General features: G+C 36.2%; 28 protein-coding genes. 3 read left to right on the forward strand and 25 right to left on the reverse strand.

Annotated features, from left to right (window positions below; all coding sequences use genetic code 11):
- Window positions 1-103 precede the first annotated feature (103 nt).
- The 15 genes from MHB74_RS20470 to accB form a co-directional block, all read right to left on the reverse strand.
- Window positions 104-1,630: a hypothetical protein gene (locus tag MHB74_RS20470; protein WP_061677476.1), complete on the reverse strand. Its 1,527-nt coding sequence runs from the start codon at window positions 1,628-1,630 to the stop codon at window positions 104-106.
- A 287-nt stretch (window positions 1,631-1,917) separates the two neighbouring features.
- Complete coding sequence (gene spo0A / locus MHB74_RS20475; protein WP_000411416.1) at window positions 1,918-2,712, reverse strand: sporulation transcription factor Spo0A; 795 nt, start codon at window positions 2,710-2,712, stop codon at window positions 1,918-1,920.
- 287 nt (window positions 2,713-2,999) lie between these two features.
- Window positions 3,000-4,298, reverse strand: coding sequence for a SpoIVB peptidase (gene spoIVB / locus MHB74_RS20480; protein WP_061677474.1), 1,299 nt, complete (start codon window positions 4,296-4,298; stop codon window positions 3,000-3,002).
- 118 nt (window positions 4,299-4,416) lie between these two features.
- Entirely contained in the window at window positions 4,417-6,156 is a 1,740-nt protein-coding gene (gene recN, locus MHB74_RS20485; RefSeq protein WP_061677473.1) for a DNA repair protein RecN, read from the reverse strand.
- Window positions 6,157-6,423: 267 nt separating this feature from the next.
- Window positions 6,424-6,873 carry an arginine repressor ArgR gene (gene argR / locus MHB74_RS20490; protein ID WP_001032581.1) on the reverse strand — a complete coding sequence of 150 codons (450 nt, stop codon included), beginning with the start codon at window positions 6,871-6,873 and terminating at the stop codon, window positions 6,424-6,426.
- 142 nt (window positions 6,874-7,015) lie between these two features.
- Window positions 7,016-7,855 (reverse strand): TlyA family RNA methyltransferase, encoded by an 840-nt coding sequence (locus MHB74_RS20495; RefSeq protein ID WP_061677472.1) that lies wholly within the window; start codon window positions 7,853-7,855, stop codon window positions 7,016-7,018.
- A 3-nt stretch (window positions 7,856-7,858) separates the two neighbouring features.
- Window positions 7,859-9,751, reverse strand: a complete 1,893-nt coding sequence (gene dxs, locus MHB74_RS20500; RefSeq protein WP_061677471.1) for a 1-deoxy-D-xylulose-5-phosphate synthase — start codon at window positions 9,749-9,751, stop codon at window positions 7,859-7,861.
- A gap of 301 nt (window positions 9,752-10,052) precedes the next feature.
- Window positions 10,053-10,943 carry a (2E,6E)-farnesyl diphosphate synthase gene (ispA, locus tag MHB74_RS20505; RefSeq protein WP_061677470.1) on the reverse strand — a complete coding sequence of 297 codons (891 nt, stop codon included), beginning with the start codon at window positions 10,941-10,943 and terminating at the stop codon, window positions 10,053-10,055.
- Window positions 10,943-11,173, reverse strand: coding sequence for an exodeoxyribonuclease VII small subunit (xseB, locus tag MHB74_RS20510; RefSeq protein ID WP_000428423.1), 231 nt, complete (start codon window positions 11,171-11,173; stop codon window positions 10,943-10,945). The genes ispA and xseB overlap by 1 nt, the downstream gene beginning before the upstream one ends.
- Entirely contained in the window at window positions 11,163-12,521 is a 1,359-nt protein-coding gene (xseA, locus tag MHB74_RS20515) for an exodeoxyribonuclease VII large subunit (RefSeq protein ID WP_061677469.1), read from the reverse strand. Before xseA ends, xseB begins: the two co-directional genes overlap by 11 nt.
- 26 nt (window positions 12,522-12,547) lie before the next feature.
- Complete coding sequence (gene folD / locus MHB74_RS20520) at window positions 12,548-13,408, reverse strand: bifunctional methylenetetrahydrofolate dehydrogenase/methenyltetrahydrofolate cyclohydrolase FolD (protein WP_061677468.1); 861 nt, start codon at window positions 13,406-13,408, stop codon at window positions 12,548-12,550.
- Between the two features lie 23 nt (window positions 13,409-13,431).
- Window positions 13,432-13,824 carry a N utilization substance protein NusB gene (nusB, locus tag MHB74_RS20525; protein ID WP_061677465.1) on the reverse strand — a complete coding sequence of 131 codons (393 nt, stop codon included), beginning with the start codon at window positions 13,822-13,824 and terminating at the stop codon, window positions 13,432-13,434.
- A 347-nt stretch (window positions 13,825-14,171) separates the two neighbouring features.
- Entirely contained in the window at window positions 14,172-14,564 is a 393-nt protein-coding gene (locus MHB74_RS20530) for an Asp23/Gls24 family envelope stress response protein (protein ID WP_000807630.1), read from the reverse strand.
- 22 nt (window positions 14,565-14,586) lie between these two features.
- Complete coding sequence (gene accC, locus MHB74_RS20535) at window positions 14,587-15,939, reverse strand: acetyl-CoA carboxylase biotin carboxylase subunit (protein WP_061677463.1); 1,353 nt, start codon at window positions 15,937-15,939, stop codon at window positions 14,587-14,589.
- Between the two features lie 16 nt (window positions 15,940-15,955).
- Window positions 15,956-16,444, reverse strand: a complete 489-nt coding sequence (gene accB, locus MHB74_RS20540) for an acetyl-CoA carboxylase biotin carboxyl carrier protein (RefSeq protein ID WP_061677461.1) — start codon at window positions 16,442-16,444, stop codon at window positions 15,956-15,958.
- 470 nt (window positions 16,445-16,914) lie between these two features.
- Here accB and MHB74_RS20545 point away from each other — a divergent pair, with 470 nt between their 5' ends.
- Window positions 16,915-17,109: a DNA recombination protein RecO gene (locus tag MHB74_RS20545; protein ID WP_081110186.1), complete on the forward strand. Its 195-nt coding sequence runs from the start codon at window positions 16,915-16,917 to the stop codon at window positions 17,107-17,109.
- 99 nt (window positions 17,110-17,208) lie between these two features.
- On the opposite strand, the gene MHB74_RS20550 is transcribed toward MHB74_RS20545, so the two are convergent.
- From MHB74_RS20550 to MHB74_RS20590, 9 genes are read right to left on the reverse strand one after another with little or no spacing between them, the layout of a single operon-like run.
- Window positions 17,209-17,865 carry a SpoIIIAH-like family protein gene (locus MHB74_RS20550; protein ID WP_061677457.1) on the reverse strand — a complete coding sequence of 219 codons (657 nt, stop codon included), beginning with the start codon at window positions 17,863-17,865 and terminating at the stop codon, window positions 17,209-17,211.
- A 15-nt stretch (window positions 17,866-17,880) separates the two neighbouring features.
- Entirely contained in the window at window positions 17,881-18,543 is a 663-nt protein-coding gene (gene spoIIIAG / locus MHB74_RS20555; RefSeq protein WP_061677455.1) for a stage III sporulation protein AG, read from the reverse strand.
- Window positions 18,533-19,165 (reverse strand): stage III sporulation protein AF, encoded by a 633-nt coding sequence (spoIIIAF, locus tag MHB74_RS20560; protein WP_061677453.1) that lies wholly within the window; start codon window positions 19,163-19,165, stop codon window positions 18,533-18,535. Before spoIIIAF ends, spoIIIAG begins: the two co-directional genes overlap by 11 nt.
- Window positions 19,166-19,177: 12 nt before the next feature.
- Complete coding sequence (gene spoIIIAE / locus MHB74_RS20565) at window positions 19,178-20,350, reverse strand: stage III sporulation protein AE (protein ID WP_000943696.1); 1,173 nt, start codon at window positions 20,348-20,350, stop codon at window positions 19,178-19,180.
- Window positions 20,351-20,360: 10 nt separating this feature from the next.
- On the reverse strand, window positions 20,361-20,744 hold the full coding sequence (spoIIIAD, locus tag MHB74_RS20570; RefSeq protein WP_079998460.1) for a stage III sporulation protein AD: 384 nt from the start codon (window positions 20,742-20,744) through the stop codon (window positions 20,361-20,363).
- Window positions 20,745-20,767: 23 nt separating this feature from the next.
- Window positions 20,768-20,971: a stage III sporulation protein AC gene (gene spoIIIAC, locus MHB74_RS20575; protein WP_000020914.1), complete on the reverse strand. Its 204-nt coding sequence runs from the start codon at window positions 20,969-20,971 to the stop codon at window positions 20,768-20,770.
- Between the two features lie 14 nt (window positions 20,972-20,985).
- Window positions 20,986-21,501, reverse strand: a complete 516-nt coding sequence (gene spoIIIAB, locus MHB74_RS20580; RefSeq protein WP_000238690.1) for a stage III sporulation protein SpoIIIAB — start codon at window positions 21,499-21,501, stop codon at window positions 20,986-20,988.
- Window positions 21,495-22,421 (reverse strand): stage III sporulation protein AA, encoded by a 927-nt coding sequence (gene spoIIIAA, locus MHB74_RS20585; protein ID WP_061677451.1) that lies wholly within the window; start codon window positions 22,419-22,421, stop codon window positions 21,495-21,497. The genes spoIIIAB and spoIIIAA overlap by 7 nt, the downstream gene beginning before the upstream one ends.
- Before the next feature lie 27 nt (window positions 22,422-22,448).
- The gene (locus MHB74_RS20590) at window positions 22,449-22,730 is read right to left on the reverse strand and encodes a YqhV family protein (RefSeq protein WP_000816054.1); all 282 of its coding nucleotides are present in this window, start codon (window positions 22,728-22,730) and stop codon (window positions 22,449-22,451) included.
- 190 nt (window positions 22,731-22,920) lie between these two features.
- Here MHB74_RS20590 and MHB74_RS20595 point away from each other — a divergent pair, with 190 nt between their 5' ends.
- Entirely contained in the window at window positions 22,921-23,499 is a 579-nt protein-coding gene (locus MHB74_RS20595) for a GNAT family N-acetyltransferase (RefSeq protein WP_061677449.1), read from the forward strand.
- Window positions 23,480-23,788, forward strand: coding sequence for a hypothetical protein (locus MHB74_RS20600; RefSeq protein ID WP_061677447.1), 309 nt, complete (start codon window positions 23,480-23,482; stop codon window positions 23,786-23,788). Before MHB74_RS20595 ends, MHB74_RS20600 begins: the two co-directional genes overlap by 20 nt.
- A 35-nt stretch (window positions 23,789-23,823) precedes the next feature.
- On the opposite strand, the gene efp is transcribed toward MHB74_RS20600, so the two are convergent.
- A complete protein-coding gene (gene efp, locus MHB74_RS20605; RefSeq protein WP_000626520.1) occupies window positions 23,824-24,381 on the reverse strand; it encodes an elongation factor P in 558 nt (185 codons plus the stop codon).
- Window positions 24,382-24,391: the final 10 nt, after the last annotated feature.

The raw sequence follows: 24,391 nt of genomic DNA on the forward strand, positions 1-24,391 counted from the left end.
TATGATTCCGTTTAATCTTTTCTTCAAACATTTATAATCAATAAATGAAACCCCCTCTTTTAATAAAAGAGGGGGTTCTTACTACTCGTTTCAGTTACTCAAATTATGCAGTTTTCTTTTCTTTGTTAAAAATCATAAACAATTTATATAATCCTAAAGAAGCTGGAATATTCATAAATGCAAATGCCTCATAAGTATAATGAGGAGCTGTTTCCCATAGTAATAAGAAAGTAAACACACCTAACGTACTAATCATCGCAATACGTATAACTTCCGATTCATTTTCATCTTTCTTTTTATAAAGTATAACAGCCGCCAGAACAGCTACATAAACGAATAATTTGATAACATACGAATATATAGTAACGATTTCATAATTCTTTGTACTATAGTTCGATACGTAATTAGTTATCGTGTCATTCTTCTGCTCAAACCATTCTCCAATACGGTACATGGAGAACTGACTTGATACCCATTCTCTAGTTATTTTTTCATTTAAATGTTGTACATAACCCGTTACACCAAGTTCACTGAAACGTTGCACTATAACTTCTTTATTGTGTTCATTCAAATCCTTTGTATTCTTTATGTTTTCATCATCAATATAATCTGCATCTGCCTGATTCCACACACCATACGTATCTTTGTTCAGCCCCATTTTCACCCAATGAGTGAATGGAATTTTTTCAATTTCATTATCGGTACTAAGATTTAGCTTTGTCGTTATACCTTTAAAACTTATAATAAGGATTAAACAAAATAAAACACTACTTAATACCTTTACGGAATACTCCTTACGAAACTTAAAAATATTTTCAATTAAAATCGCTAACGCTACCGCCAATGCTGTCGGTCTTATAATATAAGTACAAGCTGCGAAACCCCCTAATAAAATCCATAAAATAATCTTCATTCTTTTTGTTTCCGCCGTTTTTAAACACAAATATGTATACATCGTTGCTGAAATAAAAAATATTACTAATGTATGTGTATAGAAAACTGGCGCCTGCCAATATATAAAAATGTTTAGCACAGATAACACGATCGATATGTGAGCAACTTTAAAGTTTGTAATTTTCCTTACAATCAATACATTTAAAATAATACTACCTGTTATACACACTATCGGTAATATTTTCATCGCTACATCTACGCTTCCTATCAATTTCGCAAAATATCCTCCTAATAATACAATATGTGTATTATATGGATAAAATAGAAGCTGTCCCATTTCTAAAAATTGATTATCTCCATTAAACACAGAAACAATTCCTTGTTTAAGGATGGCATAATCTCCTATAACAGGGTTAAATGCGATGGAAGTAATCATTATTTCCGTCGTCAAAATGATTACGATACCTAAAGCAATCATAATATTTGTGTGCGTTCTTTTCATTTTATTAATAACCCTTTTATAATACATAAAGAAGAGCGCAAATAAAAGCAACGTTGCCGCTATAACAGCACCGACTTTTTGGGGAGTATACTCCTCAGTCGGATAAGGAAATTCACCACTCATTAATATTATTTTCGGGATAAAAAATTTACTTACTATCATTGAAAATATAGATAAAAACACCGTCATAACAATGATTGGGTAAGCTCGATTCACTATTTTTTTTAAAGTCATTCATCCATTCTCCTATATCTCTTAACTTTCCCAATCAATGATACGTTATAGAAATTATGATGTCAAACCCACGTATTTCCTATACATATCCTTATGTTCATTGCAATTTTCTATTTAAATATGTATACCTTCAAAATCCTAAAATCGAAGTAAATAAAAAGACCAACGAATTCTAACATTCATTGGTCATTAAATAAAAAGTTCATTGGTTTTAAATTTAATATCGAGTATAAGTTTCAAGAATGTTTAAGCTTTACTAAAACTTAAACTCCTTACCGATTCTACTCTCAGCTAGCCTTATGTTCAAGTCTCAGCTTATCCGCAACCATTGCGATGAACTCTGAGTTCGTAGGTTTTGCTTTTGACATGGATACTGTATAACCGAATAAGGACGAAATAGAATCAATATTCCCACGACTCCATGCTACTTCAATTGCGTGACGGATTGCACGCTCAACGCGGCTTGCTGTTGTATTATATTTCTTCGCAATATCTGGATACAATACTTTCGTAATAGATCCCAGTAATTCGATATCATTGTACACCATAGAGATTGCTTCCCTTAAATACATATACCCTTTAATATGAGCAGGCACACCAATTTCATGAATGATACTCGTAATGCTTGCATCTAAGTTTTTCGGTTTTCCATCTATTGTCGTTGCTGAACGGAAAGATGGAAGTGGACGTTTAATGGTAGCGTTCGCCTTACCGCTCACTTGACGAATATGACTCGTTAAATTCTCCATATCAAATGGTTTTAATATGAAATATGAAGCACCTAAGTCAACTGCTTTTTTCGTCACATCTTCTTGTCCAAATGCTGTCAACATAATTACGCTAGGCTGTCTTAGCCTTTCAATATGTCGCATTTTCTCTAGTACAGCTAAACCATCTAAATGTGGCATAATAATGTCTAAAACAAGTACATCCGGCTGCTTATCAGTTAATAAATTTAAACACTCTTGACCATTATAAGCAGTACCGATTACTTCCATATCATCTTGAGCAGCTACATAACTCTCTAGCATTGATACTAATTCTTTATTATCATCCACAAGACATACTTTAATTTTCTCCACAGCTTTTCCTCCCTTACCGAATCGATTCTCCGACATGTGTATCCTTCTAGGCTACATGAATTGTTCGACAATTGTGTGAAAATTCCCTTTTAAAGTTTGTTACTTTCCGATAAAATCACAAAAAAATATGTTTATCGTTCATTTATTCCCTTTCGCAACACATTCCATCATAGAAATACAACGAAACGTTCAACCCTTTTCTTTTATTTTACAACAAAAAACACCTCTTGCGGAGCTTTTACAAAATTTCAACGAATTTTTCAACAGAAAAGCGAGCTAATTAATAATTAGCTCGCTTTTCTTTCTTGTTCATAAATGTTAATTCCAGCCTCATGTAACATCCATTCAATATGAACACCATATCCTGATGTTGGATCATTTACAAATACATGTGTAACAGCACCAATTACTTTCCCATTTTGTACAATTGGACTTCCGCTCATGCCTTGTACGATACCACCCGTTTTCGCTAATAAACGTTTGTCTGTGACTTTTATTACCATGCCTTTTGTAGCCGGAAACTTTTGCGGTACTGTACTAACAACTTCAATGTCAAACGCTTCCACTTTATCTTTATCAATAACTGTTAATATTTTTGCTGGTCCCTCTTTTACTTGATGAGATAGCGCAATCGGCATTGCTTTATCCATTACGCCATTTGGTATATTTGTATTTAATTTCCCGAATATTCCAAACGGACTATTTATTGTAATATTACCAATCACTTCACGATCTGGTGAGAACCTCGCTAATTTCTCTCCTGGATTCCCATGACTACCTCTTTCAATTGATGTAACCGTCGAACGCATAATTTGTCCATCTTCGACTTGAATCGGCTTTTTCGTATCGTTATCAGAAATGACATGACCAAGTGCCCCATATTTCATAGAATCAGGATGAACAAATGTCATTGTTCCGATTCCAGCTGCCGAATCACGAATATATAAACCAATGCGATAAGACGATTCTCCACTATCTTTTTGTGGTGTTAACTTAGTGCGGATGTGTTTTCCATCTCTTAACAAAACAAGATTAAGCGGTTCACCTGTTTCACCACTATTATGAATAAATGGTGCTACATCACTCATTCTTTCAATTGTTTTACCATTAATTTCAGTAATCATATCTCCAATTTGCACACCAGCTGTCTCACCAGGAGATACTTTCCCTTTTTCAGTTTGAATTAAATGATGGCCTACAACAAGTACCCCTTTTGTATTTAACTTCACACCAATTGATTGTCCACCTGGAATAACTTTAAAATCTTTCAATACTCTCACATTTACTTTTTTCACTGGAAAACCAGCAAGCTGAAACACCATATCTGCTTCACCATTTTGATGAGAATTTACCATAAGTCCTTGTTTTTGTTCATTTGAACTTACTGTAAACACATGACGATCTGTAGATGAAGCTTTAAAAACTGGTAATGACGCTATTTCTGATTGTTGTCCTTCAAAAACAACAAGTTGCTTCGGAGATGAAATAAACGTCCGAAGCGGTTTAAAACACCCAATAAAAACTAAAGAAACAAGGAGACAAATACCTATTATTTTGCGAAATCTTTCTAATTTCAATTTGTTCACTCTCCTCGCTCCTACCCCACATTCAGCCTTTTGGCTTCACTTTTTAATCTCTCCTTGCAGTGCTTTATTTATAACCGGAAGAATTAAGAAATCATTATTTGAGAAAAAAAGCTATCCATTACTGGATAGCCTCTGCTGTCTGTTTAAAATGATGCGCTTGCGTAAGTAATTCTTTCGCATGTTCTGTCGTTAAATCTGTAATTTCCACACCAGAAATCATTCGAGCGATTTCCGTTACTTTATCCTCCATAGTTAAAACGGTAACTGATGTAATTGTTCGATCATTCGCTACTTGTTTTCTAATAAATAAATGCGAATCCGCCATTGAAGCCACTTGAGGTAAGTGCGTAATACAAAGTACTTGCGAGTTTACTGATACTCGATAAATTTTTTCCGCAATAGCCTGTGCAACTCGACCACTTACACCAGTATCCACTTCATCAAAGATAACTGATGCAACACCTTGATGCTTAGAAAAAATGCTTTTTAATGCTAAAATAATACGAGATAACTCTCCGCCAGAAGCGACCTTTGAAAGTGGTTTTAGCGGCTCACCTGGATTTGTTGAAATATAAAATTCCACATGATCGTAGCCATCCGCCGTAAGTCTTACCGGCGCTCCCTCTACAAGAGGCTCTTCAGCATTTCCTACTCGCTTCATAATTCTCACTTCAAATTTTGTTTTTTCCATATACAATTCTTTTAATTCCTGATGAATGGCATTTGTAAGATGCTCTGCAAGCTCATGACGCATATTACTCAACAACGTTGCTTCTTTCAGAATAACACTTTCTAATTCCTTTAATTGCTTCTTCGTTGTTTCAATATGAACGTCTTTATTTTCAATCGTAAAAATTTCTTGTTCAATTTTATCAGCATACGCTAAAATCTCTTCTACAGTATTTCCATATTTTCTCTTTAGCATACGAATTTCATTTAAACGCGTTTCTATTTCGTCTAAACGATTCGGATCATATTCCATCATATCGAGCTTTTCTCTAAGTTGATATGCAACTTCTTCTAATAAGTAATAGCTATTTGCAATTGAATCATGGTTTTCTTGATACACTTCATCTAAATGTGTAATACTCTCCATTTGTCCCATTGCGCTTCGTATATTATCTAACCCTTGTCCGTCAGCGCTTAATGAGCGATATGCATCGCCTAATGCTTTGTAAATTTTTTCGAAATTAGAAATTTGCAATCGTTCTTCAGTTAATTCATTTTCTTCATCCATCTTTAAATCCGCCTTACGGATTTCTTCATGCTGGAATTGAATTAAATCTAATCGATGCGCCATTTGTTGTTCATTTTCACTTAACGATTTTAACTGTTTTTTTAACTTCTCATAGTCAGCGTATACATTTTGATATATACCTAATTGTTTAACAATGCGATCTCCATCAAAATGATCAAGCATAAACATATGACGCTCTTCATTCATTAAATCTTGTGTTTCGTGCTGCCCATGAATATCAACAAGTGTTTTTCCAATTTCCTTTAATATACTAAGGGTAACCAGTTTCCCATTTACACGACATACACTTTTTCCGTTTGCAGCGATATCACGCTTCAAAATAATCATGCCGTCTTCTATTTCTATATCCAATTCTTCTGCCTTTTCAATACACGGATGCTTATCATCTTCTACATAAAATAACCCTTCTATCTCAGCTTTTTCTGTTCCGTATCGAACAAATTCCGCTGAACCACGGCCACCTACAAGTAAACTAATCGCATCAATAATAATCGATTTTCCGGCTCCTGTTTCACCACTTAAAACCGTTAATCCTTTTTGAAAAGAAATATTTAATGCCTCGATAATAGCAAAGTTTCTAATCGATAATTCCGATAACAATGCCCCATTCACCTCGTTATAAACTAATCCCCTATTAAGGGCTTTTCTCAGTTCTTTATTCAAATAGTCATACTATATGTTTGTATGTATAAATTACTTTTCTAACCGCTCCATTGTACCAAACATTTGTTTTACGGGTCAATCCACCTATTTTCTAATTTTATTCAAAGAAAATATTATATTACAATTAAGAATTCACATTTTTAACCAATAAAAATATCCTGTTCACTTTCCACTTTACAGAGGAAAGCAAACAAGATTTTTTTGTTACAACATATTTAAGAAACGATCAGAGACAACACCTGTATCTTCAGGTGTACGGCAAATAATTAAGCAAGTATCATCACCACAGATGGTTCCGATGATCTCATCCCACTCTAAATGATCAATAAGTGCTCCAAGTGAATGAGCGTTACCAGGCAATGTTTTTAGCACAAGCATATGTCCTGCCGTGTCTAATTTTACAAATGAATCCACTAGATTGCGTTTTAATTTTTGTAACGGGTTAAATCGTTGATCTGCTGGCAAGCTATATTTATAGCGACCATCATGTAATGGCACTTTCACTAAGTGCAGTTCTTTAATATCGCGCGATACTGTTGCTTGCGTTACATTAAATCCCTCATTACGTAAAATATCAACTAATTCATCTTGTGTTTCAATTTCTTTGTTCGCAATAATTTCCCTGATTTTAATATGGCGCTGACCTTTATTCATACATTTGCACCTCACACTATCTCTTACCATAGTTTAAACATTGGTATACTTCACTTATTTATGTTAACTTATAATTCGTTGCTTGTACACAATTGTTTTTACAATCATTATACAATTACAACAAAAAGAGGAACAACATATGTTATTCCCCTTTTCCTTTTTGTTTTAGGACATCATGCGCCTCTGTAACTACTTGCTCAACAGAAACTGGAGAATGATTTTCGCCATTCTCGCGTTCACCATGCCATTTCAGATGAATTAAAAATTCAATATTACCATCCCCGCCCGTAATTGGTGAGAATGTTAAACCTTCTACGTCGTACCCTTCTTTTATAGCAAAGTCGACAATCATTTCCACGACAGCCTCATGTACTTTTCGATCACGAACGATACCTTTTTTCCCAACTTGCTCTCTTCCAGCTTCAAACTGTGGTTTAATTAACGCCGCTACATCTCCATTAGGCATAAGCATTGTTTTTAAAACCGGCAGTATGAGCTTTAATGATATAAATGAAACATCGATACTAGCAAATTGCGGTAAACCACGGTCTAAGTCTGCTGGTGTCACGTAACGGAAGTTTGTCCGTTCCATTACGACAACACGCTCATCTTGACGCAATTTCCATGCAAGTTGATTGTATCCTACATCTAATGCATAAGATAATTTCGCTCCGTTTTGAAGCGCACAATCTGTAAAGCCACCAGTTGATGAACCAATATCTATCATAACTTTATCTTGTAAATCCAGATGAAATGTCTCTAGTGCCTTTTCAAGTTTATAACCACCACGGCTTACATACGGCATAACTTGTCCCTTCACCGTAATCTCCGTATCTTGTGGGATCTTCTCTCCTGGCTTATCAAGTCTCATCTCATTCGCATATACAAGTCCGGCCATAACGGCGCGTTTTGCTTTCTCACGTGTTTCTATAAGTCCTCGCTCTACTAATAGTACATCTACTCTTTCTTTTTTTGCACTCATTTGTTACGCCCTTTTTTGTTTTGATGGAATCATTGTATGAATACGGTCTACAACAGCTTCTGTCGTTAAACCTATTTCTTCTAATAATTTTGTTACACTACCGTGCTCTATGAAACGGTCTGGAATACCCATTCTTTCAACTAACGCACTATGGTACCCGTTCTCAGATGCAAATTCAACTACTCCCGTTCCAAAACCGCCGATTAAGCAAGCTTCTTCAATCGTTAAAATCGGTATATTTTTTCCTAAGAGGTCATGTAAATATGCTTCATCCATCGGTTTAATAAAGCGAGCGTTCACTACTTTCACTGAAATTCCAGCCTTTTCAAGACGCTCAGCTGCTTCCATTGCCATTGGTATTGTCGTACCAAATGTTAAAATAGCCGCTTGTGTACCTTCTTTTAACGTTTCCCATGAACCGATTGGAATCGCCTTTAATTCTTCATCCATATGAACACCAAGTCCATTACCGCGTGCATAACGTAATGCGATTGGTCCATCTTCATATTGCATCGCCGTATATACTAAATGTTGCCCTTCATTTTCATCTTTCGGCATCATAAGTACCATATTCGGCAAATGACGTAAGAATGAAATATCAAACACACCTTGATGCGTTTCACCATCTGCTCCTACTAAACCAGAGCGATCGATTCCGATAAAGACATTTAAATTTTGGCGGCATATATCATGAACAACTTGGTCATATGCTCTTTGTAAAAATGTTGAATAAATCGCTAAGAATGGCTTCATACCTTGCGTTGCCATACCCGCTGCCATTGTTGTAGCATGCTGTTCTGCAATACCAACATCAATCATACGATCCGGGAATTCTTTTTGGAATTTCTCAAGTTTCGATCCAACAGGCATTGCAGGTGTAATTGCAACGATACGCTCATCCGTTCTCGCTAGCTTAAGTACTGTATCACTAACAACAGCACTCCATGCTGGTGCAACTTCTTTCGGTTTAACGAAGTCACCTGATTCAATTTTATAAGGCCCTGTTCCATGCCAAGTTCCAATAACATCACTCTCAGCTGGTGTATAACCTTTTCCTTTTTTCGTAATAACATGAACAAGCACTGGGCCTTTTGTTTTCTTTGCATATTGCAACGTTTCGAATAACTTTTCATAATCGTGCCCATCAACTGGACCTAAATATGTAAAGCCTAATTCTTCGAAAAAGACACCCGATACTAATAAATATTTAAGACTATCTTTTATTTTCTCTGCTGTCGCAGCAACTTTCCCACCGACTGCTGGGATTTTCTTCAATATATACTCTAGTTCATCTTTTACCCAATGGTATTTCCCTGCGGTACGTAGACGTCCAAGCACATTATGAAGCGCACCAACGTTTGGTGCAATTGACATTTCATTATCATTCAAAATAACAATCATGTCTGTTTTTTCATGTCCAATATGGTTCAATGCCTCTAAAGCCATTCCGCCTGTTAGAGCACCATCTCCAATGATTGGTATAACATATTCTTTCGTTTTCTTTAAATCACGTGCTAGAGCCATTCCCATTGCAGCAGATAATGATGTCGAGCTATGGCCAGTTTCCCATACATCGTGCTCACTCTCGCAACGTTTTGGGAAACCACATAGGCCCTGATATTGCCTTAATGTACCGAATTCCTTTGCACGTCCTGTTAAAATTTTATGTACATAGGATTGATGTCCTACGTCCCATAAAAATTTATCTTTCGGACTATCAAATAATTTATGCAGAGCAATTGTGAGTTCTACTACACCTAAATTAGGTGCAATATGTCCACCTGTTTGAGAGAGCTCTTCAATTAAAAATTTACGAATATCCTCACTCAATCCCTCTAGTTCACCGATAGACATATCTTTCAAAAAACTAGGGTTTTGAATTTGCGTTAGATCCACATGGATCACTCACTTTCATTTCATAATCTGTCAACATGTCAAATATTATAAAAAACATTTACACAAAACAAGAAATTATCTTTTTTATTTTTCACCTTGTCCTGCAATTAACCAGTCTATTGCGCCCTAATCCTATTATAAACCATATTTCTTTAGGCGATGAAAAAAATAGCCGCTAACACGAAGTGATAACGGCAATGTAATCTACATATATTTTTGCCAATAACAAGAAAAGAAAAACCTTTTCCTACATTTATATCATAAAATGATGAATGACTCAACAAATGGAAACGCTGTTATATTAGTTATTACGTTTTGCAATCAAATCGCAAATAGATAGTAAATATTCATCTTGTAATTGCAAGGAACCAATAGCATCTTTTGCTTTTGCAATTGTATCTTCTAAAATATCCTTTGCTCTATCTAGAGTAAATAACGTCGTATATGTGCTCTTTTCGTTGGAAACATCACTACCAATCGGTTTTCCAATCTCTTCTTCGGTTCCTTCCACATCTAGAATATCATCTCGAATTTGGAACGCTAGGCCAATATATTTCGCAAACGCAAGTAATTTTTCTTCTTGTTCTTCTGTGGCATCAGAAAGTATCGATCCGGCAAGTACAGCGAATTCAAGTAGTTTCCCAGTCTTATGCTTATGAATATACTCCAACTCATCAATCGTAAGCTGTTTCCCTTCAGCTTCCATATCTGCTACCTGTCCGCCAACCATTCCTTCTGGTCCTGCCGCTTTTGCAAGCTCAAGTACAAGTCTTACTTTTTTTTCTGCAGAGATTTCCTTTTGTTCATATGCCATAATAACTTGAAAAGCATACGTCAACAAACCATCGCCTGCTAAAACTGCCATCGCTTCACCAAATACTTTATGATTTGTGGGCTTCCCTCTTCTTAAATCATCATCATCCATACAAGGTAAATCATCATGAACTAACGAGTATGTATGTATCATTTCAAGGGCACAAGCTGCACCTACTCCAAGATTTCTTTCTTTACCAAACGCTTGTAATGTCGCAAATAAAAGTAACGGGCGGAGACGCTTTCCACCCGCTTCCAAAGAATATGCCATCGCTTCACGAAGTACATTTGGACATTGTAATTCATTTGCATAGCTTACAAGCTTCTCTTCTACGAAAGTTTTACTTTCTTTCAAAAAAGTATCAAAAGCAACAGTCACTATGCTTCATCTCCTAAAGCAGTAAACGGTTCAAGCTCTCCATCTTCCCCAAGAATAACTGCCATTTGTTCTTGTACGTTCTTCAACTTCTCATCACAAAGCTTAGATAATTCCATACCCTCTTTAAAATAAGAGATTGCTTCTTCTAAAGGTACGTCACCTTGCTCTAGCTTAGAAACGAGATGCTCAAGTTGCGAAATTGCCTCTTCAAAGCTTAATTTATTTTCCATTATTCAATTCACGCTCCTCTATGCCTGATACGCTACAATCTAGTATTCCATCTTGTAATTGAACTGAAACAGCATCTCCAAGGCTGACATCTTTCACACTTTTTAACACTTTCTTCTCTTCATCATATACAAGCCCGTACCCTCTCATCATTACTTTAAGCGGACTTAACGCTTCAAGTTTTTGAGCTACTCTTACAAAGGCAAATTCTTTCGTTTGAAGTAATGTTTGCATTTCACGTTGCAATTGCTTTTGCAATGTTTCAACCGCTACCTTTGTTTGCATAATTTTTTGAGCTGGGTGGTGCTTCTCTAAATAAAATGAAAGTTGTTTTAACTGATTTACCTTTTTATCAATATAGCGCTCTTTCGCTAAAACAAGCTGTTCTAACGCTCTATCTAATTGCTCTTCTTTTTGCTCATATACTTGTCTTGGATAACGGAACGCATAAGATTTTTGCAATACTTGTAGTTTTTCTTCTTTTTTATGTACTAACTCTCTCATTGCTCTTTGCAATCTTAGAGTTCTTTGTAATACCTTTTCTTGTAACTCTATAATGTTAGGCGCTGCCAGCTCAGCTGCTGCAGTCGGTGTTGGCGCACGTAAATCGGCAACAAAATCCGCAATTGTAAAGTCCGTTTCATGGCCTACTGCCGAAATAATAGGGATCTCACTCTTAAAGATTGCCCTTGCAACCATTTCTTCATTAAACGCCCATAATTCCTCAATAGAGCCTCCCCCTCGCCCAACGATCAGGACATCTATCTCTCCCATTTCATTCGCTGTACGAATCGCTTGTACAATTGAGGGAGCTGCTGACTCCCCCTGTACAAGTACTGGAAACACAATAATATTTCCAATTGGATAACGACGTTTAATCGTTGTTATAATATCACGAATCGCAGCTCCTGTTGGCGACGTAATCACACCTATTGTTTTAGCATAAGGAGGAATTGTTTTTTTATAAACTTGAGAAAATAAACCTTCTTCCTCTAAACGAACCTTTAATTGTTCGTAAGCTAAATGCAGGTTTCCGATTCCATCCGGCTGCATGTCTTGAATATAAATTTGATAAGAACCGCTCGCCTCGTAAACGGAAATTTTCCCTTTCACAAGTACCTTCATCCCATTTTCAGGTCTGAATTTAATATTACGATTATGACCCGCAAACATAACCGCTGCGATTCTTGCATTTTCATCTTTCAATGTAAAATACATATGACCACGACTATGATTTTTAAAATTGGAAATTTCACCTTTTAACCAAACAGACTGCAAATGCGGATCATATTCTATTTTTGTTTTTATATAGCGTGTTAACGCTGTAACGGTTAAATATTGTTTCTCCATTTCTCTCTCCTCATAGCCGACTCAAATTATTTACAAACGACACCTGCACGTTTAGCAGATTCAACAGTATTATGAAGAAGCATTGTGATCGTCATTGGACCTACACCCTTTGGCACAGGTGTAATGTAACCAGCAACATCTAACACGTTGTCAAAATCAACATCACCACAAAGTTTGCCTGTTTCTAAACGGTTTACACCAACGTCAATTACAACCGCTCCTTCTTTCATATAATCAGCTGTTATCATCTTAGGTCGTCCAACTGCTACGATTAAAATATCAGCTAACTTCGTTAACTCTTTCATATTTTGCGTCTTAGAATGACAGTATGTGACAGTTGCATTTTCATTTAAGAACAATTGTCCCACTGGCTTGCCGACAATATTACTTCTTCCAATTACTACAACATGTTTTCCTGAAATATCAAGGTTTGTTTCTTTTACTAATTCTACAATACCGTGCGGTGTACATGGAAGGAATGTATCTTGTCCCGTCATCATACGTCCCACACTGATTGGGTGAAATCCATCTACATCTTTTTCTGGTGAAATTCTTTCAATGATAGCTTTTTCTTCAATATGTTTTGGTAAAGGTAATTGCACTAATATGCCGTTAATACGGTCATCGCTATTTAAGCGATCGATTTCAGCAAGCAAACGCTCCTCAGTAATTGTTTCAGGAAGTTCAATTAGCTCTGAATAGATTCCTACTTGTTCACAGCCCTTTTCTTTTCCTTTTACATAAGAACGAGATGCTGGATCTTCTCCAACTAGAATAACTGCTAATCCTGGTACAATCCCTTGCTCTTTCAACTTCACAACTTCTTCTGTTAATTGTGCTCGTTTTTTCTCCGCAACTTCATTTCCTTTGATGATTACTGCTACCATTTTAAGATTCCCCCTTAAAGAAATTACAGTGTATCTTTTATATTAGATAAAACGCCGTTAATAAAACGACGAGATTCCTCATCCCCAAATGTTTTAGCAATTTCAATTGCTTCGTTAATTGTTACGTTGTGTGGAATTTCTTCCATGTATTTCATTTCATACACAGCTACACGTAAAATACTGCGATCAACAATACTAATACGCTCAAGCTTCCATTTTTTTAAGTTTTGACGAATCGCTTCATCAATTACTTCTTTATTTTCTACAAAACCTACTACAAGTGATTCTAGAAATTCATTTGTTTCTTCACCTTCATCTAGCGCGTTTTCCACAGCTACTTTCGGTTCTAATTCACCTGTAATATCCATTTGATATAATGCTTGCATCGCTCTTTCTCTAGCCGTCCTACGTTTCATTGTAACTCTCCTTTATGCTTCAAGTCTTTCCTTATGCTTTGTTATATTATTATAATTTATAAGCCGTCAATTCACTTACTCTTACAGTTTTCATTGATTTTCCAACCTTATAATACAATGATAATAACACAATTTATCGTTTCACACACGGGTTACAAGGCTGAAAAATAATAAAAAGATTAACTTCAAGTTCCATATCTTATCACAATGTACGTTTTTTGGAAAAACGAAACATTCCCTTTTTGATTTCTTATTTTTTGAAATAGTATAATAATTAGAGGGTTTTAATTTGTGAAGAAATGAAACGATAAAAAAGGTGCCTATGTTACTAGGCACCTTTTTCATTCTTACACTGGTTCGATTTCTGTTTTTTGTGTTTCGAATGTTACGCCAACGATGTGAACATTCACTTCTTTTGGCTCAAGCCCTGTCATTGTAAAGAGTGCCTGGCGAATGTTGTCTTGAATCTTTTGTGCAACAACCGGAATTGCTACGCCAAAATACATCACAACATAAAGGTCAACGATAATATCTTCGTTTGCTAATTCAACCTTTACACCTTTACCATGATTTTTCTTACCTAACTTCTCAACAACATCTGTAGCAAAATTACCACGCATTGCCGCTACACCTTCTACCTCAGCAGCTGCAATACCTGCGATTACTTCAATTACTTCTGGTGCAATTTCTACTTTACCAAGAGTTGTATCTTGACCCATATCTAACATATGTTCAGCCATGAAAAAAACCTCCTTTAATGTATCACTGCGTCACAAGTTCATGCTCTTCCAAAAATTTCGTATTAAACTCACCTTTTACAAAATCAGGATGATCTAGCAATTGCAAATGGAACGGGATTGTTGTATGTACGCCTTCAATGACAAACTCACTGAGTGCACGCTTCATTTTTGCAATTGCCTCTTCACGTGTTTTTCCGTGAACAATTAATTTAGCAACCATCGAATCATAGAAAGGTGGGATTGAATATCCCGGATATACAGCTGAATCGACGCGAATACCAAATCCGCCTGGTGGCAAGTACATTTCTACTTTACCTGGAGATGGCATAAATTTTTTGGCAGGGTTTTCCGCATTAATTCGGCATTCAATTGCCCAACCATTAAATTGTACTTCTTCTTGCTGTAACGATAACTTTTCTCCAGAAGCAACACGAATTTGCTCTTTAATTAAATCCATCCCTGTTACCATTTCAGTAACTGGATGCTCAACTTGAATTCTCGTATTCATCTCCATGAAATAAAAGCTTTTCGTTCTATATTCATAAATAAACTCAACCGTACCAGCACCTGTATAATCAACCGCTACCGCTGCTTTAACTGCCGCCTCACCCATCTGCTTGCGAACATTTTCATCAAGTGCAGGTGATGGACTTTCTTCTAGTAGTTTTTGCAAACGGCGCTGAATTGTACAATCACGCTCTCCTAAATGAATGGCATTTCCGTGTGTATCTGCCATTATTTGAATCTCAACATGGCGGAAATCTTCAACGTACTTTTCTAAGTATACACCAGGGTTCCCAAAAGCGGTACTAGCTTCTTGCTGTGTAATTTGAATTCCTTTTACAAGCTCTTCTTCATGGCGTGCGACACGAATACCTTTTCCGCCGCCACCTGCAGTCGCTTTAATAATAACTGGATATCCAATTTGATTCGCAAGCTCAATCGCTTCTTCGGTATTTTTAATAATCCCTTGTGAACCTGGTACAATCGGAACCCCTGCTTCTTTCATTGTATCACGAGCAACGTCTTTTGTGCCCATCTTTGAAATAGCTTCTGGACTTGGACCGATAAAAATCAAGTTACATTCACGGCATAACTCTGCAAAATCTGCATTCTCTGCTAAAAATCCGTATCCCGGATGAATAGCATCACAGCCTGTTAACTTCGCAACACTAATAATGTTCGTCAAATTTAAATAGCTTTCTTTCGAAATCGTTGGTCCTACACAATACGCCTCATCAGCAATTTGTACGTGAAGTGACTCTTTATCTGCTTCTGAATAAATCGCGACTGTTTCAATATCCATTTCTTTACAAGCACGAATAATTCGTACAGCAATTTCCCCACGATTGGCTATTAATACTTTTTTTATCATCACAAAGACTCCCTTATTACGCTTTTACAAGAAATAGCGGTTGTCCATACTCCACAAGTTGGCCATTATTAACAAGAATCTCAACAATTTCACCATCTACATCAGCATCGATTTCGTTAAATAACTTCATAGCCTCGACAATGCATACGATAGAATCTTTCGATACTCTATCCCCTACACTTACATATGCAGGTGTATCAGGCGAAGAAGAAGAATAGAATGTACCTACCATCGGTGATGTAATTTTATGTAGGTTTTCATCTTGAACAGCTTTTTTCTCTTCTTGTTTTGGTACTTCCACTTGTGCTGCCGCTACTGTTGTTTCAACTTCAACAGGTGCTACTGGTTGCACGACTTGTTTTGCTACAGGTGCTTGCACAGCAACAACTTCATTACCACGCTTTTTCATTTTGATTGTCGTACCATCTTTTTTGTATTCAAATTCATCAATATTAGAGCTATCAATTAATTTAATTAATTCACGAACTTCTTGAATTTTAAACATGTAAAATCCACTCCCATACTCTTGTTTGTCCCGTTTTTACAGATTCTCGTCATTAAAACTAGATTGACTGTAAAAATACGATGTACTCTATTAGAAAATGCATTTCATTTACTAATAGAAATAATTGCTATTTCCATCTTACGATAAATTTTTTAAACATTCCAATTTATATTTCTTTATAATAAATCGAAACTCCTGTAAAAATATTATTTCAATAAATATTTATTACCTAGTAATAATACCAAGTTTCATGTGAAATTGGCAAGACCACTTCCAAAAAAAACATTCCTTACTTTTTCAAAATGCTACAAAGTAAACGTATCATTACCGCTTCACTCTTCACCTCATCTATAGTCAATAACATATTTTTACCAAATATTATTTTTTTGTTTACACGTCGTTCATCATTCCTTCATATAAGAATAGTATGTTCAAAGTGTAGAAAATATATCGTATCGAGGTGTGGACATATGATATGGCTCATTCTCTTCTTACCTGCCGTAATGGTCTGGGCATTCGTTCTCTTCATCCACGTCAAATCTGGAAAAAGTAATCATCGTTACCATGAACCGCTAATCTTTTACTCACAACGTATTTCTCCGTTCCGAGTTGAACATAGTAAAAACAACTACAAAGACGAAACGGAAAAAGGCTATCGAAAATGATAGCTTTTTTCTATTATTATTTTTATCTAACTATTTTCACACAATCCGATTCGTAAAAACTAATAATCCGCGGAGGATTTCCCCGCGGATTATTAGTTTTTATTTTGCTGGTGGATCAAATTTCACACCTACATCTTTTGATCCGCCTTCACTTCTTACAAGCTGTATAATTTTATTCGCTTCTTTTTGTGAATGCTTTGCTGCTTTCACAGTTACTCTAATGTCAGTTCCATCAGCTCTTACAAGGGCATCTTTATATCCTCCTTGAGACTTAATTACTGTCTCAAGTAATTCTTGCTTCGTTTCCATTGTAGTAATTGCATCAAAATTATCTTTTGCTTTACTCTTTTCTGTTGCTGAAGATTTTGCTGAATTCATCACTTCTTGTAATCTTGATTTTTCTTCACTTCGCTGATCTTCCATTTGCATACGTAACGCTGTGAAATTTTCATCGCTTGATTGAACTGTTACGTTAGCATCTTTTTTACTTGTTTCTTTGTTAGCACTCTCTTTTTTGTCTGTTTCTTTATTTGTTTCTTTATTTGATGTTTCTTTGCTTGTAGTTTCTTTTTTTGGCGTTTCTTTCGGTGCTTCATTTGTTACTGCTTTATCAGTACCTTGTTTTTCTTGTCCAATCTTTTCACCTGTTGCTGGTGATGCAGTATTCATTTTGTCAGGAGTTGTTACGTAATAAACAGATAGTACAACAACTAAACTTAACATCGTTAATAGCCAAACCGTTTGTTTTTTTAACACTTTATTTCCTCCCTATCAATTTTTCGGTGATACTGAAACGCGATGAGCTGGTACATCTAGCAGCCGTATTACAGCTTCCTTTACCATCGCTTTAACTTGTATATTATCCACTCCCTTTGCTACAACAAGAACACCTCGCACTTTCGGTTTCTCTGTTCGTAAAACAACGGGAGTTTCTTTATCACCTTCACGTATAATAACTGTCTTTTCATCAAGGGACTCATCTTCTACTTCCCTCTTACCACCTGTCTTATCTGTTTCACCTGTCGTTTGTGAACGTTTCACTGTATTTTTTTCTAATATTTTTTCTTCAGATGAATCTAAATTCACTTTAATTGTTACATCTTTTACTCCCGCTATTTCTTCTAAGGCTGCTTTTAATTCTTGTTCATACGCTTTTTCATACTTTTCTACATTTGACATACTATCGTTATTTTTTTGTCCAAAAGTTGGTACGTCTTTTTCTTGGTTTTGCGTTTTTTGTTCTTTAAATACAGGTACTTCTTCTTTTTTACTTGAAAATAAACTACTAGAAAACATAAGCAAAATCCCAAGTATGAGTAGGACAAGTAAAAACTTAGGTGTTACCTTTTTTCCCTTCTCATTGCTTTCTTTGTCATCCCCATTCAATAAGTTTCGAAAAAATGAGAACTTCGAATTTTTATCTTTATTGTCCATTTACTCTACCTGTCCTCCCTTCCATTTGAACTTGGATTTGTTTATTCTCTAGTTGCCACCTGCTTGAAAAGAAGTCTTTCATTTCTACATTCGTTTCTTCCACTTTTTTCGGTGGTTCTTTCGTGTTAATTTCAACTGGTTTTACTGTTTCGATTGCATCATTTTTACTACGTTCTTTTTCTTTCAGCGTCACAACAACAGTTTGAATATCTTTCGCTGCCTTTACTTCCGCTGTACTTTCCGCTGCGACTATTTGTATTTCAGAGACTGTCATACCATACTTTTTCTCGAATTCTTTTCCTACTTCTTTTTTCATTTTGGTAGCCATCTCTTCTAAACTATATGCACGTGTTAGAGCTTGTATTTCTTTTTTCTTCGAATCTATTGAATTTTTTACAGATCCTTCTGCTACGTACTTCTCTTCATTAAAATTTGCGATTACTTCATTCACATCTGTTTGCAATAGTTTAAAAAGAGGCGTTAAAATTAAAACAACTAATAATAGACTTACAACGAATTTGACGTACTTCTGCAAATTAGAATTTGGAAGAATAAGATGCAGCATTGTCGCTAAGAGTAAAAAAACGATAATATTTCTAATCCACTCTGTAACAAGTTGCATACCCTTCACCTCCTACCGCATCATAAGTGTAATGTTCCCCGCAGCAATAATAATTGTGATACTTAAAAAGAACATAAATGATACGATAGCTAAGCAAGCAAATACATAAATGATGCTTCGCCCGATAATATCTAAACATTGAATAATTGCTCCGCTGCCAACTGGCTGTAATACTGCTGCTGCGAATTTATAAATAAACGCGATACAAAAAATTTGAATCGCTGGAAAAGCAACAATTAAGCATAGAATGACGAGCCCGATAATTCCGACTGTGTTTTTTAATAATCCGGATGCACTAATAACAGTGTCCGCCGCCTCTGTAAACATTCTTCCTACTACAGGAATAAAGTTCCCTGTTACAAATTTAGCAGTTTTCACAGCGATTCCATCAGCAACCGCTGTCGCTGTTCCTTGTACAGATAATACCCCTAAAAAAATCGTTAAAAAAATACCAATAATCCCAACGCTAACGTTTTGCAGAAGCTTGGACAATTTCGTAACTTTATATTGATCACTCATCGTACTTACAATACTTAATATCGTTGCAAGTAATAAAAGTGGTAGGACGATATAATTCATCAAAAGCCCGCTCGTGTTCATTAAGAAGATGATAATCGGATGAAAAAACGATACAGATACAACACCACCTCCAGTTGCTATGAGTGCAAGCAAGATTGGCAATAGCGCTAATATGAAATCTACCATTGTTTGTATCGTTTCTCTTGCATATGTCATGACGACATAAAAACTATTTAATGCGAAAATAATCAGTACCATATATACAACAGCATCCGCAATTTTACTTACACTACTCTTTGAAAATGCAGATTGCAGTGATTGCAACAATGCACTAAAAATTGTAAGCATAATGAGCGTTCCAAGTAGCTTCCCATTTGCAACAAGCTCGTGAAATAAATACTTTAATAAACCTAGCATCCACTCTTTTATAGAAATTTCTTTTTCTCCCTTTACGAACTCCATAAAGCTACCTTTTTGACTCTCTGGTAAATAACCTCCATATTTTGTAACAAGCCCGTCCCAAAATTGCTTCACATCTTCAATTCCGAGCTTATCCAATTGTTGATCAACGACGTTTGTTTCTACAGGAGAAGCTTGTACAACAACCGGTAAAGAAAAGAAAAGGAAGCAAGCAAATAGCAGCTTAGCTCCAAACCCCCTCAACATTCACTCCCCCTTATCCCGTCGGTAAAAATCCGAGAATAGTCTCAATTACAACCGTCAAAATAGGAATTGCCATTACTAGAATTAAGATTTTTCCAGCCAATTCAATTTTCGAAGCGATTGCACCCTGCCCTGCATCTTTTGTAATTTGCGCTCCAAACTCAGCAATATAAGCAATCCCAATAATTTTCAGCAATGTTTCTACATATACATTGCTAACTTTCGCTTCACTCGCTACCCTCTCAATCATTTGTAAAATAGAGTGAATTTGATCAATTAAAAGAAGAAACATCACGCTACCTACGAACACAATAAATAACGACGTAATGCTAGATTTATGCTGATTCAATACAGCTGCTAAAAACGTAGCAACGAGGCCTAATCCGACAATTTGTATAATTTCGATTCGAACCGCCTCCTTTACTGGAAGAGAAAGACACTCTTAATCTTGTCGAATAGCGTATTAATTAAAAATGCCACATGAAATAAAATAACGACAAAACCGACAAGGATAACCCAATTTGCAATATCCTCTCGCTTTAATTCTTTTAGTACAGTATGAATAAAAGCTAAAACAATGCCGATTCCGGCGATTTGAAATATTAATCCAACATCAATGGACATCGCCTTTCTCCCTCCTATAGCAGTAAAATTACGATAAGTAGCCCCGCTAGTACCCCTAAGCTCTTAATCATTTTTTCATATTGCAGTTGTAACGCTTTCGCTTCTTCTTCTTCTCTCTCTAAATGTGTAATGCATAAGCGTATATGTTTTTGTTGTGATTCACGATCATGTTGTCCGAGCGTTTCGCCAAATTGCTGCAAAATCTCGTACTCAGTTTGTTGAAATGCTGTTAGCTTCCAATTTTCTTTCAAACTATCTATCCAAGCTTCTCTTACTGTTTGTTCTCCGCTTTCTAGCCTTCTAGCGAAACTTTGAAATATCCAATTTAACGGCTTCGGCATTTGTTTCACTAACCGCTCGGCGGCTTCAGACAAAGGTGTATGTCCATACATAATTTCTGCCTCTAATGATTGAAGTGCCGCTTTTAACAATCTAAGTTGCCGCGGCCTCTCGCTATATTTTTTTGCGTATGAAAATCCGAAAAAGGTGCTGACTGCAACGATTAACACTGCACCAAATATTTTTACCATACGCCCTCAGCCTTTCTATGAGGTAATACCGATTTTCCATATTTATCTTTCACTTGCATAACTGTTCCTGGTCCTCTTGCTTTTGATAGCTCCACAAACCTATCAAATATACCGAGCTCCAGCACCGCTTTTAGTGATGGACGTTTCACAACATCATCATAAGAAAATCCATGTGCACTTATAAAAAGCTGAACCCCTGCATGCACCGCCTCCATAATTGCTTCACTATCTTCTTTACGTCCGATTTCATCTACAATCAACACATCTGGACTCATAGAACGAATCATCATCATCATTCCTTCAGCTTTTGGACATGCGTCTAACACATCTACTCGCGCTCCAAAGTCATATTGCGGAATGCCTTTCACGCAGCCTGCAATTTCTGACCGTTCGTCTACAATCCCAACTTTACAAGAAGGAATTTTTGAAGCACTTACACCTTGACTCATGCAACGTGCTACATCTCGTAAAAGTGTTGTTTTCCCCGTTTGCGGCGGGCCAATAACCATCGTGTTTAACCATCGTGATTCATACAAATACGGCAAAAGTGGTTCAGCAATTCCTATTTTTTGACGAGCGATACGAATATTAAAGGAAGAGACATCTCGAATCATTTTCACTGCGCTTTTTTCTGTAATGACCTTTCCCGCCAAGCCGATTCTATGTCCTCCTCGAAGTGTCACATACCCTCGTTTTAATTCCTCTTCCATCGTATAAATTGAGAATTGACTTAACTTATTCAATAAGTAAATGGCATCCTCTGCCGTAACGATATAGTCATAAAAAAACACTTCGCCATGAGCAATACACTCTAGCGGTCTTCCAATTCGAACACGAATTTCCTCTAGAGCATCGCACCACTTACAACTTTCCACTAGCTGCTTCATCGTTTTCGGTAAAACTTCTAATACTTCTTTCATCAGCTTCTCCCCACTATACTCGACTTACTATTTCAACAACGCGATAAAAATGCAGCCAATTCCAAGCGCTAGAAAAAAGAGTTTCAAGAAAGAAATCTCACTTGCCACACTCGCTATGCCTATTGTCATTGTTAAAATTAATACGGTCGGTCCAACAAACGCCAACATACCATTTATAAACAATGCTTTCTTCGCATCATTCACATAAAGCATAAGCAAAGCGGCGAATATTTCCGCGCTACCTGAAAACAACCGAAGTAACCCCATTACAAGCACGGATGTTTCCATTGCCGCTAGCCACTGTTTCATTCTCCCACCTTCTCCCATAACGGTTACTAATGCTGTCTGCTACAAAAGAGTATATTTGTACAACCATATGCAAAGGTTGTCTATTTCAGAAGTAAAAACATAATTTTTATCTAACGCCTTTTCAAAATCAGAATATTTGTATTATTAAATGGTATATTATGGTACATTTAATTTAAAAGGGGTATAGACGATGCAGCACGTTACTTTAGTACCACTCGATTTACGCTATGCAAATGTGATTTTTAAGCTATCAAGTGATCCACATGTAAAAAATGCATTAGGAATAAAAGTAGAAAAGATTGAAGACACGAAAGCATTTCTTCTTTTCGCAATAGAAGAAGAGCGCCAAAAGAGGTCTTTATCGAGAATGATTGTAAATGACGAGAATGAAATAATTGGCCTCACCACGCTTAAACATATTAATTCTGAAAAGAAACAATCTCACATTGGCAGTTGGCTTGGTTATCCATACTGGGGGAAAGGATATAATGAGGCTGCTAAAAAAGAAATCTTTAAAATTGCTTTTTTAGACTTACAACTTTCCTACGTATTTGCTGGTGCTAAAACGAATAATGTCCGCTCGTTAAAAGCACAAGAAAAACTACCTTATATTTCATTGCATGTGGAAGATAGATTCCCTGATGAGCATTCTGCCTTAGAGAATGAAATAAACTCTTCTTGTGTACTACATGTTGTGTCACGTGAGAAATTTCTAAATTGGCTAGACTTACAAAATAAGGGGGAAAAATATGAAGGTATTAAAAATTAGTTTAACGATTGTAGTAGAATTAGCTCTTATTTATCTTTTTTCATTATTGGTCAGTTGGTCATTTATGGAGGCCTTTTTCCTTGGTAGTTTAGCAATATTTGCAATTACGTGGCTAATTATTATGAGTAATCATAGAAACAACATTACAGATCATGCCATCAGTAAAACACTGACTGGCGAGATAAAACCATTTCAAATTGTTTTGACTCCGTACATTATGGGTACCCTTTCACTTGTCTTAGTTAGCTTTGTTATAACCACGATTTATTATCTGCCCTATTTCCTATAAAAAAAGCACTCGTGATAATCACGAGTGCTTTTCTACTATGCACGAGAAACGTATTTACCTTCACCAGTGTTGATGATAAGCATTTCGCCTTCGTTAATGAAGATTGGTACTTGTACAACAAGACCAGTTTCTAATGTAGCTGGTTTTGTTACGTTAGAAGCTGTATCTCCTTTAATACCTGGCTCTGTTTCTGTAACTTGTAATTCAACTGTGTTTGGAAGTTCAACACCAAGTACTTCATCTTGGTATGTCATAATAGATACTTCCATGTTTTCTTTTAGGAATTTAAGTTCGCGCTCGATTTGTTTTTCACCAAGTTCGATTTGCTCATAAGTTCCGTTATCCATAAATACGTGAGACTCACCGCTCGCGTATAAGTATTGCATACGACGGTTTTCGATGTGTGCTTTTTCTACTTTTTCACCTGCACGGAATGTTTTCTCTTGAACAGATCCTGTGCGAAGGTTACGTAGTTTAGAACGAACGAATGCAGCACCTTTACCTGGCTTTACGTGTTGGAAATCCATTACTTGCCATAGGGCATTGTCCACTGAAATTGTTAAACCTGTACGAAAATCGTTTACTGAAATCATGTAAAAAAAT

Origin of the sequence: Bacillus sp. FSL K6-0069, from assembly GCF_038007785.1 — a bacterium.
In the GTDB taxonomy this organism is placed as follows: Bacteria; Bacillota; Bacilli; order Bacillales; family Bacillaceae_G; genus Bacillus_A; species Bacillus_A mobilis.